This window comes from Synechococcus sp. W4D4 (genome assembly GCF_047716805.1).
In the GTDB taxonomy this organism is placed as follows: domain Bacteria; phylum Cyanobacteriota; class Cyanobacteriia; order PCC-6307; family Cyanobiaceae; genus Vulcanococcus.
On sequence record NZ_CP180404.1, the window covers coordinates 96,508 to 110,653 of the forward strand.

Below are 14,146 nucleotides of genomic sequence, written 5' to 3' on the forward strand. Positions count from 1 at the left end.
TTTTGACTGGGGCCTCTCCCTGTGGCCCGCCGATGCAGAGCACAAGGCAAGCGCTGGATTGGCCCGGCTCGGTTTTGGTGCTGTTGCTGGCCACGGTTCAGTTTTTTCGCGGTGGATCCCTTGGCGCGGAGTGTTGGGTTCCGGGGCGTTCCCTGACCTTTTGCGTCGATCAGTACTGGGTCAATCAGCTGCTCAAGAACTACGTCGGTGGATTCACCAAGCGGGGGTTCACCGGTGAGCTGCTGAGGCATCTCTTCCCGTCGGGATTGGACTTGGTTTGGCTCAACGTTTTCGCCTTGCTGCTGTTCATGGCACTGGCGCTGTTGCTGTATGCCGTTGTGCGCACGCTGCTGGGGAGCTCCGGTTGGCCGCCGCTGCTGATCAGCCTGTTGCTGTTGCTCGCTCCATTCGGCAAGTCCCTGGCGGAGACGGTCTTGGATCCGCTGCAGCTCTGTCTCTTGCTGGTGGCGTCGGTGCTGCTGACCCCAGCCCAGAGCCGAGCTCGGGATGTCGTTGTTCTGCTCTCCTATGGACTCGCATCACTGATCTATGAGGGCTGCGCGCTGTTGCTCTTGCCGGTTGGTTTCTGGTTGATGCGAGCCACCCCCTGGCGTTGGCTCCCACTGGCGATGGCGGCGGCTCTTCTGCTGGTGTTTCAGCAACCCGATTCTCCGAGTGTGGGCCAGGCGGCGCGAGAGGCCTTAGTGGCAATCAATCCCTTCACTGGGGAGCAGCTGCGCTACCGCGACGGTGGTGGATTGGCGGCCTCGGTGGCTTTCAGTTTCAACGTGAAGCAGGAGTTCAGCCGCTATCTCTCCGATTCGCCAAGAGATACCTTCGCGCGCGTCTCTCGATCCTTGGGTGCGGTGTTGGTTTATGGCATTGCTGTATTAACGGCGATGGGGGAGCGCAGGCCGAGGGAACGCACCCTGGCTTTTCGCGTTTGGCTCTCCTGGGTGCCGGTGGCGCTGCCCTTTGTCTTGATCACCCATGACTGGCTTCGCTACGGCGTGATCCTGCTGTTTCTAGCGATGCTGGTGACAGCGGCTCAGTGCCCGGCTCGCTCGCTGGAATGCAGCCCCATTGCTCGCCCCGAGTGGCTCTCGATCGGCCTAATCGCCATGGCGGCTGGCGTGGGGCCTGCGACAGGTGATGTCCGTAAGTTTCTTCCCCACAACTATTTCCACGCCTCCCTCTTGATGCTGCTGGTGGCGGTCGTGGTGCTGTTGATCGAACAGCGACGGCTCAAGCTTCAGCAGAACGGCTGAGATCGGGTTGCCGGACCAAGGCGAGAACACCGACCAAGCAGGGAATCGCCAGGGTGCAAAGCCGTAGCAGCAGTGTGACGGCTAGGGCTTGGGAGCGGTCGGCCCCGTAAACCATCGCCAGGCCAATCGAGGTGGCTTCACTGGTGCCCAAGCCGGCGGGCAGCAGTGAGATCACGCCGCCCAGGCCGGTCGCCGTTCGAATCACGGCGGTTTGATGCAGGCTCAAGTCCACCCCCAAGGCTTGGTAGAGCGCCACCAGCAAGCCCGCCTCAAGCATCCAGCAGATGCAGGCCAGCAGGGTGCCGACAATCAGTGGCTTGGGTTTCATCAGCTGGCGCATGCGGCCCATGGCCAGCAGGGCCTCGCGCAGCAGGCGGATCAGGCCGTTCCAGCGCTGATGCAGGGGCAGACGCTCGAGCCAATGCTCCAGTCGGCGCAGTACTCGCGGGTGGGTCAGCACCCAGCCACCCACGCCCAATACCGCCAGGCCGATCAGCATGGCGATCCAGACCTGCTCCCCTAGACCCCAGCTCAGCACCAGCAGAGCACTGGCCAGATCAGCCAGCCGTTCCGCCAGGGTGATGCCGACGCCCACGGTCAGTGGAAAGCCGTGGCGCCGCTGCAGCCAGAGGCCCCGGACCGCCTCTCCGCTGCGACCCGGGGCGGCGATCAAGGCCAAGCCGGCGGCGTAGATCTTGGCGGCGGGTTTCAGGGGTAGTGGGAAGCCCAGTTGGCGCAGGTAATAGGACCAGCGGCCAATCAGTACGAGGTGGCTCCCCAGGCATATGGCCGGAGCCAGGATCCACCAGCGCCAGGGCAGTTCCCCCAGGGTGGCGCTGACGTCCTGGATGCCAAAGGCGGTGGTGAGCCCGAGGTAAATCGCGAGGGCTGCGACCAGCCCGAACAGCCAACGGCGCCGCATCAGGGAATGAACCTCAACTTGCGGGCGGCATAGAGGCACATCTGACCCAGGATCAGACCCTCTTTGACGTGGGCGATGTTGGAGCTGCCGTAGCTGCGCTCTTGATAGCGAACCGGGACCTCCACGATCTTCAAGTTCAACTTGCTGGCGCCAAAGAGCAGGTCAAAGTCTCCAAATGGGTCGAAGTCCCCGAAGTAACTGCGACCGGCTTTGAGACGTTCGTAGTCGTCCTTCCAGATCACCTTGGTGCCGCAGAGGGTGTCCTTCAGCCGTTGGCGCAGCAACCAGGAGAAGGCGGCGGCAAAGAAGCGGTTGGCCGCGGTGTTCAGCGGCGGCATCGCTTCCCAGCTGCGGGGGTAGACCAGGCGGCAGCCATTGACGAACTCACCGCGCCCATCGGCCATGGCCTGGGCGAAGCGCGGCAAATCCTCCGGTCTGACGGTTAGGTCGGCGTCGAGGATCATCAGCACATCCCCCTCCGCCTGATCGAAACCCAGCCAGACCGCATCGGCCTTGCCCTTGCCGGTCTGCCGGAATTTCTTCAGGCGCATCGGGCCCTGATAGCTCGCGCAGATCCGCTCGATCTCCTCCCAGGTGTTATCGGAGGAATGCCCCTCAACAAAAATCACTTCGGTGAAGCGGCCCAGTTCCGGCAGCCGTTCAATCGCCGGGGCGATATTGCCGGCTTCGTTGCGCGCGGGGATGACGACGCTCACGCTGGGGTTCTGCCGCTGTTGACGGGCGGGTCTGGCCACCATCCAGTGGGTCAACCCCAGGTTGTCGATCAGCGGCAGTTGGCTCAGCCAACGGTTCGCCAGTGGCGTAACCAGGGGAATCTGGCGCGGGATTAAGCAGCGCTGGCCCTGTTTCAGTACCTCCCAGCCCGCCAGATCCAGCAGGTTGTTGACGTCGTTGGGGGTCAACCAGCTCTCTGGGGGTTGCGGTTGCCGTTGGCCGAGACGTTCGGCGGCCTTCAGCAGTGGTTGCCAGAGCCAATTGTGGAAACTCACCACCAGACGAGTCCGCGGGTGACAAAACGCCTCGAGGCGCTCCAGCACCCCCTGCACGTCCTGAAGCGTGTTCAGGGTGTTGGGCAGCAGGATGACGTCAAAGGGCTGGGTTTCGCCGATGGCCGCTGGGGTCATCGTCTCCGCGTTGGTCGCCAGGATTCTCAGCTCGGGATGCCGCTCCCGGGCGACCGCCGCCACCTCAGGGTCCAGCTCGATCCCCACCCCGTGGGCGGGTTTCAGCTGGGCCAGCAGATCGCCTGTGCCACAACCCACTTCCAGCACCCGCAGCCCCGGCGGAACCAGCAGTTGATGCAGCCGCTCGAGATCGGCGTAATAGGTGCGGTTGCGCTGGCGGAACTGGATCTGCTGGCTCGAGGTGGTCATGAACGAAGCAGGCTGAAGGTCTGGGGCAGATCCAGGCGCAGGGCACTGGCCACGATGCGCAGGGTGCGCAGGGTGGAGTTGTTGGGGCTCATCTTCGCTGCTTGATCGAGCGCCACCTGCGCTTGTGCTGGGCGAAAGCGATAAAGCTCCACGACTCCAAGCCCCAGCAGTGCGTTCGGATTCGAGGGATCCAGGGCCTTGATCTGGGTCAAGGTCTGCGCCGCATCGCCTGCGTGCCGTTGCAGCGCCTGGGCGAGGGCCAGGCTGTAGAGGTCGTTCAGGTCACGAGGATCGTCCTGGAGTCGGGCCCGCAGGATGGCTTCGGCGTCGCTCAGATAGATCTGCTCCGGGTCGCTCTGGTTGAGCTGACCGACCTTGGAGAAGAGGCTGTCCAATTCACCGCGGCGCAGCTGGCCCCCGAGGCCGCGCAGCAGGGCGACACGGTTGGCGGCCAGGGCGCCGGGCTCCTGCGTCCCGGCCTGCAGGTCAACCGCGGTGCCCCGCGGCAGCTTGATGGGCCTCCTCTTGCCGTTGGCCTCGAGCAGTTGCAGTTGGGGGCTCCAGGTCCCGCCGCTGCTTGTGAAGGCGAGCTGCTGCTGGACTTCGGCGCAGCCTCGCGGCAAACGCAGCAGGCCCTGGCCCAGGGCCTGGTCGGCTTCGAGCCGTTGCCCGGGCTGCTCAAGGTTGAGCAGCAGGCGGGAGCCCTGCAGGACTTGGCTTGGGCCGGAGACCTTGACGTCCAATCCGCCTGGAATCGCGTTGATCGATCCGCTGATCTGTGTGGGGCAGTTGACCTGGTTGGCACTGACGCTCAGGGTCTTGCGTCGCAGCAGCTGGGCCTCGCTGCCATCGGGGAGGCTCCAGCTGTTGATCGGCTCGAAAGACGGGGAGCTCTGCAGCAGTTCGGCCTGGCGCGCTTGCCGCTCATCGCTCATCACCCCCTGGTCTCCGCCTTTGCTGAGGAACCAGTCGAAGTTGCTCAGTTCTTCCTCAAGCCGCTCCTTGGGGGCCACGGTCTGGCGGGCGGCCACGCGGAACTGCTGGCGCCGCCCTTCGGCCTCGAGGTTGAAAGCGTTGAGCCCCTCGCTGTCGGGGAGCACCGCCAGGGTGGAGAGCTGATTGGGGCTGGTCTGGCGGACCGTCGCCACGATCGCCTCGAGGGGCCAGCCTCCCTGGGGATTCGGGCGATGGGGCGGAAAGCTGCTCAGCTTGGGTCCCCAGCCGAATTGGCTCCAGAGCGCTCCCAGCAGGGCGACGAGCACCAGTGCGGCCTGCCAAACGGGGGCCCAGCGGCGCTCGACGCTGGCCACCACCAGGCCCAGCCCCACGGCCAGCTGCGGCAGCAGGGGCAGGACAAAACGAAAGTCCTTGCTGGTCATCAGGATGCACACCAGCAGGCCCCCCAGCGGAAAGCTCAACCACCAGAGCAGCCAGGCCTTGTCTGCCTTGAGTGACGGTCTGCGCTGCACCAGGGCGATGACTCCGCCCACCAGCACAAGCACTGTCAGGCTGCTGCCCAGCATCGCCGGGAGCAATTTCAGGTAGTAGAGCCAGCCCTCCAGGCTGTTGGCCTCCAAGCCGTCTTGGTAGGCCACACCCCACTGGCGGGCCTTGTTGATCGTGCTGAGGATGGTCAGCCAGTTCTGGCTGAACCAGGGCCAGACCAGTAGCCAGGCGATCAGCCCTCCGGTCGCCCCCTGGGCCAGGGGCTGCCAATGGCCGCGGCGGGCCTCGCGAAAGCCCCCGAGCAGCAGCAACAGCAGGGGCAGCCAGAGCAGTACCAAGCCTGTGGGCCGAGTCAGGGCGACAAGCCCCAGGCCGATGCCGCTGAGGATCGACCAGAGCCAGCGCTGCTCTTGGGCGAACCAGCGACGCTGGCTGAGCACCCACCAGCCGGCGGTCATCAGCGCCGTCAGGCTCAGATCAATCAGGTAGTCGGTGCGTTGGTTGAGCAACGCGGGCGCGGCCGCGACAAACAGCGCTGCCCAGAGCCCGGCCCGGCGGCTGTGCAGTTGCCGGCCTTGGCCGTAGCAGCTCAGCAGCAGGATCCCGTTGAAGACCGCGCCGGAAGCCATCGCGCTGCTGAAGCTCGGCCCGAGCAACTGCAGAACGGGTGCGCTCAGCACATAGGTCAGCGGGCCCCGGTAGCTGGGGGCCTGGGCCCAGAGGCTGTGCCACCAGCTGCCGCTCCAGGGGGCGGTCTGGCTCAGCACCTGCCAAACGCCCAGGGCACGGCTGAGGTGATCCCCTTGGTCCCAGGCCGGCGGGGCCTGGTGCTGCTGAATCCAAAGTCCATCCAGCAGCAGGCAGATCAGCCAGAGGGCCAGCAGCAGCAGGCCATCGCGCCTGTTCAGTTGCCGCTGGGGCTGCGTACCAAGGTCCATGGGGCAAGATCATCGCCCGAGGCCAGGGGAATCAGGTCTCGATTGGCGGAATCCTGCAGGGCCTCTGCTTCGATCCAGGCCAAGGCTCCTGGGGCGAGGTCTTTGGTGTTCTCGAGCTTGGGACCGAGTTGCGGTGTGCCCAGGGCGACGAGGATCAATTGGGCATGGGCCTGGCCGCTTAAGCCGCTCTCGCTGATCACCGCCACCGGTTCGGCGGCCAGCAGTGCTTGGAGTTGTACATCGCTGAGCGCTTGGCGCACGGCTGGGGAGCGATCGCTAAACAGTCCGCCCTGCACCAGCAGGCTCAGGGCCAGCCAGGGACCGATCAAGACGGCGGCCACGACGCGTTTTGGGGTCTTTTGTTGGGGCAGCAGGGCCCAGCTCAGCCCCAGGACTAGGGCCGCTAGTCCCACCAGCGCGGGAGCGAGGGGCGGGATCTCGAGGTTGAGCAGGTTGCCGGGGACCAGCAGGAGCACCCCGGCGAGGCTCAGCAGAACGCCGAGGCCCGCCAGGCACCAGGCGATGGCCCGCGGCCGAGCAATCCCGGATTGCGCGAAGAGACGCAGGCCGCTGGCGGCCCAGATCGCCAGAAAGGGCGTGAGCTGTAGGCCGTAGTACGGGGTCTTGGTGCGGAAGCAACTCAGTAGCAGCAGCAGGCTGAGCGGGTAGACCAGCAGCACGAGCCCCTGCTCTGAGCGCCAGCGTTTCAGCCCCCATACCAGTCCGGCGATGGCCGGCAGGCTCCAGGGCGCGCAGTTGGCCGGAATGTTCCAGAAGTAATAGAGGGGCCCGGCGCTGTAGACGTCGCTCTCGGAGAGGAAGAGCAACTTGTCCAGCAGTCCGCCGACCACGCCGGCTCCGTAGTGCTGCAGGCTCAAGCCCAGCCAGAGACCCACGGGAAGCCAGCCCAGCAGCAGCCCTGACCAGAAGGCCGCTGAGCGCAGCAGAAAACGCCGCCTGAGCAGCAGCAAGGGCAGCAGGGCCAGGACCGGCAGGGCGGTCATGAAGCCTTTGACCAAGAAGGCCGGCCCTAACCAGATCCCCGCGGCGACGTGCCAACCGCGTGACTGCTGGGGCTGGGCCTGCAGCAGCGCCAGCACCCCCAGGAGCTCCAGGGCCAGCAGGGGCATGTCCTGGCTGGCGAGGTGGGCGTAATTGGTAAAGAGGGGAGTCAGTGCCAGAACGGCTGCACTCAGCCAACCCAGGCCCGGGCCGAGTAAGCGACTGGCCAGGCGTGCGGTGATCCAGAGCGCCAGGCCTGCAGCCAGCAGGGATGGCAGGTGCGCCGCCCAGCTGCTGGGACCGAACAGGGTTTGAGCACTGGCGATCAGCCACTGGACGCCGATGGTGCGATCAAACAGGGGTTGGTCCCACCAGAGGGGCGCGAGCCACTGGCCGCTTTCGTGGATCCAGCGAGCTTGGAGGGCGTAGTACCCCTCGTCATGGGCCAGGTAGCTCCGGGGGGCAACGCTGATCAACAGCGGAAGGAAGGGCAGCGCTCGAGACCAATCAAAGCGTTGGCGCTTATACCGAACGCCCTCTGTTTTGTGCTCATTGTTACCAGTCATTGCAGGTTGTGGCACATCTTGGATTTGTGAATAGCGGGCTGTTTCGCATCATCGGCGAGGGGCATTCGTGCCCTTTTCCTCGTTTTGGTGTGAGGACCAATGAAACTGTTCCAGAAGCTTCTTCTGGCGCCTGCAGCTCTGGGCCTTCTGGCTCCTGTTGCTGCAAACGCCGCTGATGTCAACATCGCTGGCCTGAGCCAGTACGGCACCGAAGAGCAGGTGACTTCGATCACCCAGTTCTCCGACGTGCAGCCCACCGACTGGGCTTACCAGGCGCTGAGCAACCTGATCGAGCGCTACGGCTGCGTCGCTGGCTACCCCAACGGCACCTACCGCGGCAACCGTGCGATGACCCGCTATGAAGCGGCCGCACTGCTGAACGCTTGCCTCGACCGGATCACTGAGGTGACCGACGAGCTGAAGCGCCTGATGAAGGAATTCGAGCGTGAGCTGGCTGTGCTCCGCGGCCGCGTGGATGGCCTCGAGGCCCGCGTGGGCGAACTGGAAGCAACTCAGTTCTCCACCACCACCAAGCTGCGTGGTCTGGCCACCTTCGTTGTGGGCGCTAACGCCTTCTCTGGCACCAGCACCCAGAACTCGGCTGTTGCCAACAACGCCAACTACAACAAGGCTAATTACGGCGCTACGACGTTCAACTATGACGTCCGCCTGATCCTTGACTCCAGCTTCACTGGCAAGGACCTGCTGCGCACCGTTCTGCGTGCTGGCGACTTCAACGGCTCCGCCTATTTCAACGGTCTGACCGCTCTTGAGACTGCCTTCCAGTCCCCGGCAGCAGACAACGTTGTTGCGATCAATCGCCTCTTCTACAACTTCCCCGTCGGCAAGGACTTCAGCGTCACCGCTGGTGCCAAGGTCCGTGTGGATGACGCCGGCATGCTCGGCATGTGGCCCAGCGTCTACCCCGCTGACACCGTCCTCGACTTCTTCACCTACGCCGGTGCTCCTGGCGCCTATGACCTCGATGGTCTCGGCGGCGGTTTCGGTGCCACCTACAACAACGTTCTGGGCTTCGAGGGCGTGACCCTCTCCAGCAACTACGTGTCCCGCAACTCTGATGAAGGCACTGCTGGTCTGATGACCGATGCCTCCAGCTCTGTCAGCGTGACCCAGCTGGCGTACAGCGGTGGCAAGTTCCCCGTGATCGGTGGCAGCGCCTGGGGTGCAGCTGCGGCTTACACCTACAGCCAGAACAACGCCCTGTTCATCAGCACCCCGTTCGCTCAGCAGTACGGCGGCACTGGCTCCACCAACAGTTTCGGTCTGAGCGGCTACTGGGTTCCCGAGAACACCGGTTGGATTCCTTCCGTCAGCACCGGCTGGGGCACCAGCTCCTTCGAGTACGGCCCTGTGCGCACCGACACCTGGGCCAAGGCTCAGTCCTGGTACGTCGGTCTGCAGTGGCCCGACACCTTCGTGAAGGGCAATGATCTGGGCATGGCCGTCGGCCAGGCTCCTTTCATCACCAACACCGGCTACGGCGACTCCACCCTTCAGAAGCCTCTGGACTCCAACTACATGTGGGAGTGGTGGTACAAGTTCCAGGTGACCGACAACATCACTGTCACCCCTGCTCTGTACTACATCCAGAACTACGACGGTCAGCTCGGCAAGCTGAACACCAGCACCGGTGCTTACAGCGCTACCGACAACGTGTTTGGCGGCCTGCTGAAGACCACCTTCAAGTTCTGATCCAGAACATCTGGGGCTCTCTCCTCACACATTTGGCCCTTTCAACCCCGGCTTCGGCCGGGGTTTTTTCATGGCAAACCGTTGAGGCCAATGCACATCAGTGAACCTCTAGTGGTACCGCGCGTTACCAGGCGGTGGCCCGACTGGCACAGGGGGTGTTCGCGTCAATCGCTTTCGGGGTCATTTTGTATTAGCGATCACTTGTGGTCGTATTCCTCGTTTGGTGTGAGGACCAATGAAACTGTTCCAGAAGCTTCTTCTGGCGCCTGCAGCTCTGGGCCTTCTGGCTCCTGTTGCTGCAAACGCCGCTGATGTCAACATCGCTGGCCTGAGCCAGTACGGCACCGAAGAGCAGGTGACTTCGATCACCCAGTTCTCCGACGTGCAGCCCACCGACTGGGCTTATCAGGCACTGAGCAACCTGATCGAGCGCTACGGCTGCGTCGCTGGCTACCCCAACGGCACCTACCGCGGCAACCGTGCGATGACCCGCTATGAAGCGGCCGCACTGCTGAACGCTTGCCTCGACCGGATCACTGAGGTGACCGACGAGCTCAAGCGCCTGATGAAGGAATTCGAGCGTGAGCTGGCTGTGCTCCGCGGCCGCGTGGACGGCCTCGAGGCCCGCGTGGGCGAACTGGAAGCCACCCAGTTCTCCACCACCACCAAGCTGCGTGGTCAGGCCACCTTCGTTCTCGGCGCTAACGCCTTCTCTGGCACCAGCACCCAGAACTCGGCTCTGCCCTTCAACAACAACTACAACCGCGCGAATTACGGCGCGACCGTCTTCAACTACGACGTTCGCCTGAACTTCGACACCAGCTTCACCGGCAAGGACCTGCTGCGCACCACCCTGCGCGCCGACAACTTCTTCGGTGCTGACGGTCACGGTGATCACACCCACGCCAGCCCTTACGGCTATGGCCTGACCTTCCTGGAGGTGGCGACCAACGCCCCCACCCAGAACAACGTGGTCGAGGTCAACCGCCTCTTCTACAACTTCCCCCTTGGCGATAGCTTCAGCGTCAACGTTGGTGCTCGCGTCCGCATGGACGACGCCGGCATGCTCGGCATGTGGCCCAGCGTCTACCCCGCTGACAGCGTCCTCGACGTCTTCACCTACGCCGGTGCCCCTGGCGCATACAACACCAGCTATGGCCTCGGTGCTGGTGCCGGTATCGTCTACAACGACGTGCTTGGCGCTGATGGTTGGACCCTGTCCACCAACTACGTCTCCGCCAACGGTGGTAGCGGCAACCCCACCCTCGGGACTGCTGGCAACGGTGGCATCGGAACCGAAGCTTCCTCGAGCACCTCGGTGACTCAGCTGGGTTACACCGGCGGTAAGTTCCCCGTTATTGGTGGCAGTGCTTGGGGTCTGGCAGCGGCTTACGCCTATAGCCAGAACATGCCTCTGGCGATTGGCACTCCTTACGCCTCCGCCATCTCTGGCACTGGTTTCAACGGTGGAACTAGCTCCAACAACTTCGGCTTGAGCGGCTACTGGGTTCCTGAGAACACCGGTTGGATCCCCTCGGTCAGCACCGGTTGGGGCATCAGCAGCTTCACTCAGACCTACTTCCGTACCAGCCAGGCCCCTCAGGCCAACTCCTGGTACGTCGGTCTGCAGTGGCCTGACACCTTCGTGAAGGGCAACGACCTCGGTATGGCCGTTGGTCAGGCTCCCTTCGTAACCAAGGCTGGTAGTGCTGCTGGTACCGCCACTGGTGTGAACAACCCCATCGACTCCAACTACGCTTGGGAGTGGTGGTACAAGTTCCAGGTGACCGACAACATTACCGTCACCCCTGCTCTGTACTACATCCAGAACTACGACGGTCAGTTCGGCAAGCTGAACACCAGCACCGGTGTTCGTAACGCCACCGACAACGTGTTCGGCGGTCTGCTGAAGACCACCTTCAAGTTCTGATCCAGAACAGTTGGGGCTCTCTCCTCACACATAGAGCCCTTTCTTCAACCTCGTTTAGCCCCGGCTTCGGCCGGGGTTTTTTATTGTTCAGCGTCCGCGGATTTGATCCGCTTTGTGATCACAAAAGAGGCGCAAAGTCTCATTTGATACGCCGTCCCGTGCCAATGGCTCAGGGCCCAAGGAGATGACCCAATAGGGTGGCTGCTCCCCTCTTCGGGGCTCCTCGTTTGGTGTGAGGACCAATGAAACTGTTCCAGAAGCTTCTTCTGGCGCCTGCAGCTCTGGGCCTTCTGGCTCCTGTCGCTGCAAACGCCGCTGACGTCAACATCGCTGACCTGAGTGCTTACAGCAGCCAGGACCAGGTCACCTCGATCACCCAGTTCTCCGACGTGCAGCCCACCGACTGGGCTTATCAGGCACTGAGCAACCTGATCGAGCGCTACGGCTGCGTCGCTGGCTACCCCAACGGCACCTACCGCGGCAACCGTGCGATGACCCGCTATGAAGCGGCCGCACTGCTGAACGCTTGCCTCGACCGGATCACTGAGGTGACCGACGAGCTCAAGCGCCTGATGAAGGAATTCGAGCGTGAGCTGGCCATCACCCGCGGCCGCGTCGATGGCCTTGAGGCCAAGGTTGGTGAACTGCAAGCCACCCAGTTCTCCACCACCACCAAGCTGCGCGGGTTTACCCGTTTTGTGGTCGGTGCGAATAGCTTTACTGGCACAAATACGGCCGACACGGATCAGTCTGTTCCATACACAACGGCTTTTAAAAAAGCGAATCGTGCCGCGACCACGTTTAACTACGACCAACGCCTTTATCTCGACACCAGCTTCACCGGCAAAGACCTGCTTCGCACCCTGCTGCGTGCCGGCAACTTTCAAGAGAGTGCCTACAACTACGGCCTGCTGAAGCTTGATCCTGCTTTCCAGGAGCCGGCTGGTGCCAACGTCGTTGGTGTGAACCGCCTCTTCTATGCCTTCCCTGCGGGCGAGAAGCTCAAGTTCAACGTTGGCGCTCGGGTGCGTATCGACGACCCCGGCATGCTCGCCATCGGTGTGCCCTCGGTTTACAAGCCGGGTCTGCTTGATTTCTTCTCCCGTGCTGGTTCCCCTGGCGTCTACAACAAGAGCGGTTTCGGTGCCGGTTTTGGTGGCACTTACAAGCAACTGCTTGGCATCAAAGGACTGGCCATCAGTAGCAACTACGTCTCGGCTGATGGTTCCGACGGCAACCCCAGCACCGGCGGAATCATGACCGGCGGCTCTAACAGCGTGTCTGTCACGCAGTTGGGCTACACCGGTCAGAACACCCCGCTGATTGGTGGCAACTACGCCATCGCGGCGGCCTACACCTACGCGCAAAACTCCAAGCTGCACCGCGCTACGCCCTATGGCTTTGACGTGGGCCGCACCGGCAGCAACAACAGCTACGGCGTCAGTGGCTACTGGATCCCAGAGAACAGCGGTTGGATTCCGACCGTGAGCCTTGGCTGGGGTTCCACCAAGTCCGAGAACGCCGCCTTCCGCGGCATTCCTTATCGCACGGACAACTGGGCCAAGACCCAGTCCTGGATGGTGGGTCTGCAGTGGAACGATGCCCTGCGTAATGGCAACAAGGCGGGCATGGCCGTTGGTCAGGCTCCCTACGTGAGTAACAACGGTGGCGGTTCGGTCGGCACTGTCGCTGGCGCGAGCTCCCCGATGGACTCCAACACCATGTGGGAGTGGTGGTACGAGTACCAGGTCTCCGACAACATCTCGGTGAAGCCTGCCCTCTACTACATCAACAACCTCGATGGTCAGTACGGCAAATACAACACCAGCACCGGTGCTTACAACGCCAAGGACAACGTCTTTGGCGGCCTGGTGATGACCACCTTCCGCTTCTGATTCCCCTCAGGGCACCCCTTTCACCCCTGGCCCTCCGCCTTTGGTGGGGGGCTTTTTGCTGTTTAAGGATGGGTGCAGCCCCTCTCTGCCGTGCATGCCCCAGTCCGCCCGCGATCCCTATGTGGTGCTCGGTGTGGTGGCCTCGGCCAGTGGCGCAGAGATCAAGGCGGCCTACCGGGCCCTGGTGAAGCAGCATCACCCCGATGCCGGGGGCGATGAAGAGGCGATTCTGGCGATCAACGCGGCCTGGGAGGTACTGCGGGATCGGGATCGCCGCGCTGAACACGACCGCCATCGCGCCGTCAGCAGTCATCAATCCACAGTCCGCTCCGCTGCAGCCGGTCGAGCGGCCCGCAAGGCCACAGCCGAATCAGCCCGCGGCGATGAAGCGCTGCTGATCTGGCTGCAGACGGTCTATGCACCGATTGATCGTCTGCTGGGTCAGGTCATCAACCCCTTCCCGGCGCAATTCAAGGCGCTCTCGGCCGACCCCTACGACGACCAGTTGATGGAGGCGTTCTGCAGTTACCTCGAGCAGAGTCAGGCCAAGCTCGAGAAGGTGGAAACGCTTTATCGCTCCATGGCCGCCCCGGCCTCAGCCAAGGGCTTCAGCCTCAGCGTCTACCACTGCCTCTCCCAGGTCAAGGACGCCGTGGTGGAACTGGAGCGCTACACCATGGGCTACGTCGATAACTACCTCCACGACGGCCGGGAGATGTTGCGGGAAGCCAAGCAACGGCGCACTCGGCTTCAAGCGGAGCGCCGTCGTCTGGATCTCTAGCTGAAGGCTTCCAGTTGATCTAGCCGCAGCCAGATGTCGGGCACCGGCCGGCGATAGCGCAGTTGGGCGTAATCCCCTTTCACCAGTAGGACCTCGGCTGGGCCCTCGAACAGGTAATCCGGAGCGGTGGTGTCGCTGGCTTGGGATTCCAGGCTGCCGCTGTAGGCCGCGCGATTCACCTTCACCAGGGCGCCTTTTTTGATGGCGGCGGCCGCGGGTTTGCTGGCGGGCGCTTCGGCCATGGCATCAAGGACGGGTTGCCGCCAGGCTAGTTCCCGCTCGGTGATCCAG

10 protein-coding genes are annotated in these 14,146 nt (G+C 63.2%); 5 read left to right on the forward strand and 5 right to left on the reverse strand.

The genetic code is table 11. The features are described 5' to 3' along the window. Positions 1–32 precede the first annotated feature (32 nt). A complete protein-coding gene (locus ACLM42_RS00525; protein ID WP_415399398.1) occupies positions 33–1,268 on the forward strand; it encodes a hypothetical protein in 1,236 nt (411 codons plus the stop codon). Here ACLM42_RS00525 and ACLM42_RS00530 read toward each other — a convergent pair. From ACLM42_RS00530 to ACLM42_RS00545, 4 genes are read right to left on the reverse strand one after another with little or no spacing between them, the layout of a single operon-like run. After that, entirely contained in the window at positions 1,246–2,190 is a 945-nt protein-coding gene (locus tag ACLM42_RS00530) for a lysylphosphatidylglycerol synthase transmembrane domain-containing protein (RefSeq protein WP_415399399.1), read from the reverse strand. The two genes, ACLM42_RS00525 and ACLM42_RS00530, sit on opposite strands and share 23 nt — an antisense overlap. Continuing rightward, entirely contained in the window at positions 2,190–3,584 is a 1,395-nt protein-coding gene (locus tag ACLM42_RS00535; protein ID WP_415399400.1) for a glycosyltransferase, read from the reverse strand. Before ACLM42_RS00535 ends, ACLM42_RS00530 begins: the two co-directional genes overlap by 1 nt. Then, positions 3,581–5,968 carry a glycosyltransferase family 39 protein gene (locus tag ACLM42_RS00540; RefSeq protein WP_415399401.1) on the reverse strand — a complete coding sequence of 796 codons (2,388 nt, stop codon included), beginning with the start codon at positions 5,966–5,968 and terminating at the stop codon, positions 3,581–3,583. The genes ACLM42_RS00535 and ACLM42_RS00540 overlap by 4 nt, the downstream gene beginning before the upstream one ends. Beyond that, positions 5,935–7,446 (reverse strand): ArnT family glycosyltransferase, encoded by a 1,512-nt coding sequence (locus ACLM42_RS00545; protein WP_415399402.1) that lies wholly within the window; start codon positions 7,444–7,446, stop codon positions 5,935–5,937. Before ACLM42_RS00545 ends, ACLM42_RS00540 begins: the two co-directional genes overlap by 34 nt. A gap of 189 nt (positions 7,447–7,635) precedes the next feature. Here ACLM42_RS00545 and ACLM42_RS00550 point away from each other — a divergent pair, with 189 nt between their 5' ends. From ACLM42_RS00550 to ACLM42_RS00565, 4 genes are all read left to right on the forward strand, one after another. Further along, a complete protein-coding gene (locus tag ACLM42_RS00550; RefSeq protein ID WP_415399403.1) occupies positions 7,636–9,249 on the forward strand; it encodes an iron uptake porin in 1,614 nt (537 codons plus the stop codon). Between the two features lie 235 nt (positions 9,250–9,484). Further along, positions 9,485–11,179, forward strand: coding sequence for an iron uptake porin (locus ACLM42_RS00555; RefSeq protein WP_415399404.1), 1,695 nt, complete (start codon positions 9,485–9,487; stop codon positions 11,177–11,179). A gap of 242 nt (positions 11,180–11,421) precedes the next feature. Further along, entirely contained in the window at positions 11,422–13,074 is a 1,653-nt protein-coding gene (locus tag ACLM42_RS00560; protein ID WP_415399405.1) for an iron uptake porin, read from the forward strand. A 94-nt stretch (positions 13,075–13,168) separates the two neighbouring features. Beyond that, complete coding sequence (locus ACLM42_RS00565) at positions 13,169–13,855, forward strand: J domain-containing protein (protein WP_415399406.1); 687 nt, start codon at positions 13,169–13,171, stop codon at positions 13,853–13,855. On the opposite strand, the gene ndhO is transcribed toward ACLM42_RS00565, so the two are convergent. Continuing rightward, positions 13,852–14,097 carry an NAD(P)H-quinone oxidoreductase subunit O gene (ndhO, locus tag ACLM42_RS00570; protein WP_415399407.1) on the reverse strand — a complete coding sequence of 82 codons (246 nt, stop codon included), beginning with the start codon at positions 14,095–14,097 and terminating at the stop codon, positions 13,852–13,854. The genes ACLM42_RS00565 and ndhO overlap by 4 nt on opposite strands. Positions 14,098–14,146: the final 49 nt, after the last annotated feature.

Coding starts and splice junctions, on each gene's coding strand:
- ACLM42_RS00540 (WP_415399401.1), bottom strand. CDS start 5,968: ATGGACCTTGGTACGCAGCCCCAGCGGCAACTGAACAGGCGCGATGGC.
- ACLM42_RS00550 (WP_415399403.1), top strand. CDS start 7,636: ATGAAACTGTTCCAGAAGCTTCTTCTGGCGCCTGCAGCTCTGGGCCTT.
- ACLM42_RS00530 (WP_415399399.1), bottom strand. CDS start 2,190: ATGCGGCGCCGTTGGCTGTTCGGGCTGGTCGCAGCCCTCGCGATTTAC.
- ACLM42_RS00525 (WP_415399398.1), top strand. CDS start 33: ATGCAGAGCACAAGGCAAGCGCTGGATTGGCCCGGCTCGGTTTTGGTG.
- ndhO (WP_415399407.1), bottom strand. CDS start 14,097: ATGGCCGAAGCGCCCGCCAGCAAACCCGCGGCCGCCGCCATCAAAAAA.
- ACLM42_RS00565 (WP_415399406.1), top strand. CDS start 13,169: ATGCCCCAGTCCGCCCGCGATCCCTATGTGGTGCTCGGTGTGGTGGCC.
- ACLM42_RS00535 (WP_415399400.1), bottom strand. CDS start 3,584: ATGACCACCTCGAGCCAGCAGATCCAGTTCCGCCAGCGCAACCGCACC.
- ACLM42_RS00555 (WP_415399404.1), top strand. CDS start 9,485: ATGAAACTGTTCCAGAAGCTTCTTCTGGCGCCTGCAGCTCTGGGCCTT.
- ACLM42_RS00560 (WP_415399405.1), top strand. CDS start 11,422: ATGAAACTGTTCCAGAAGCTTCTTCTGGCGCCTGCAGCTCTGGGCCTT.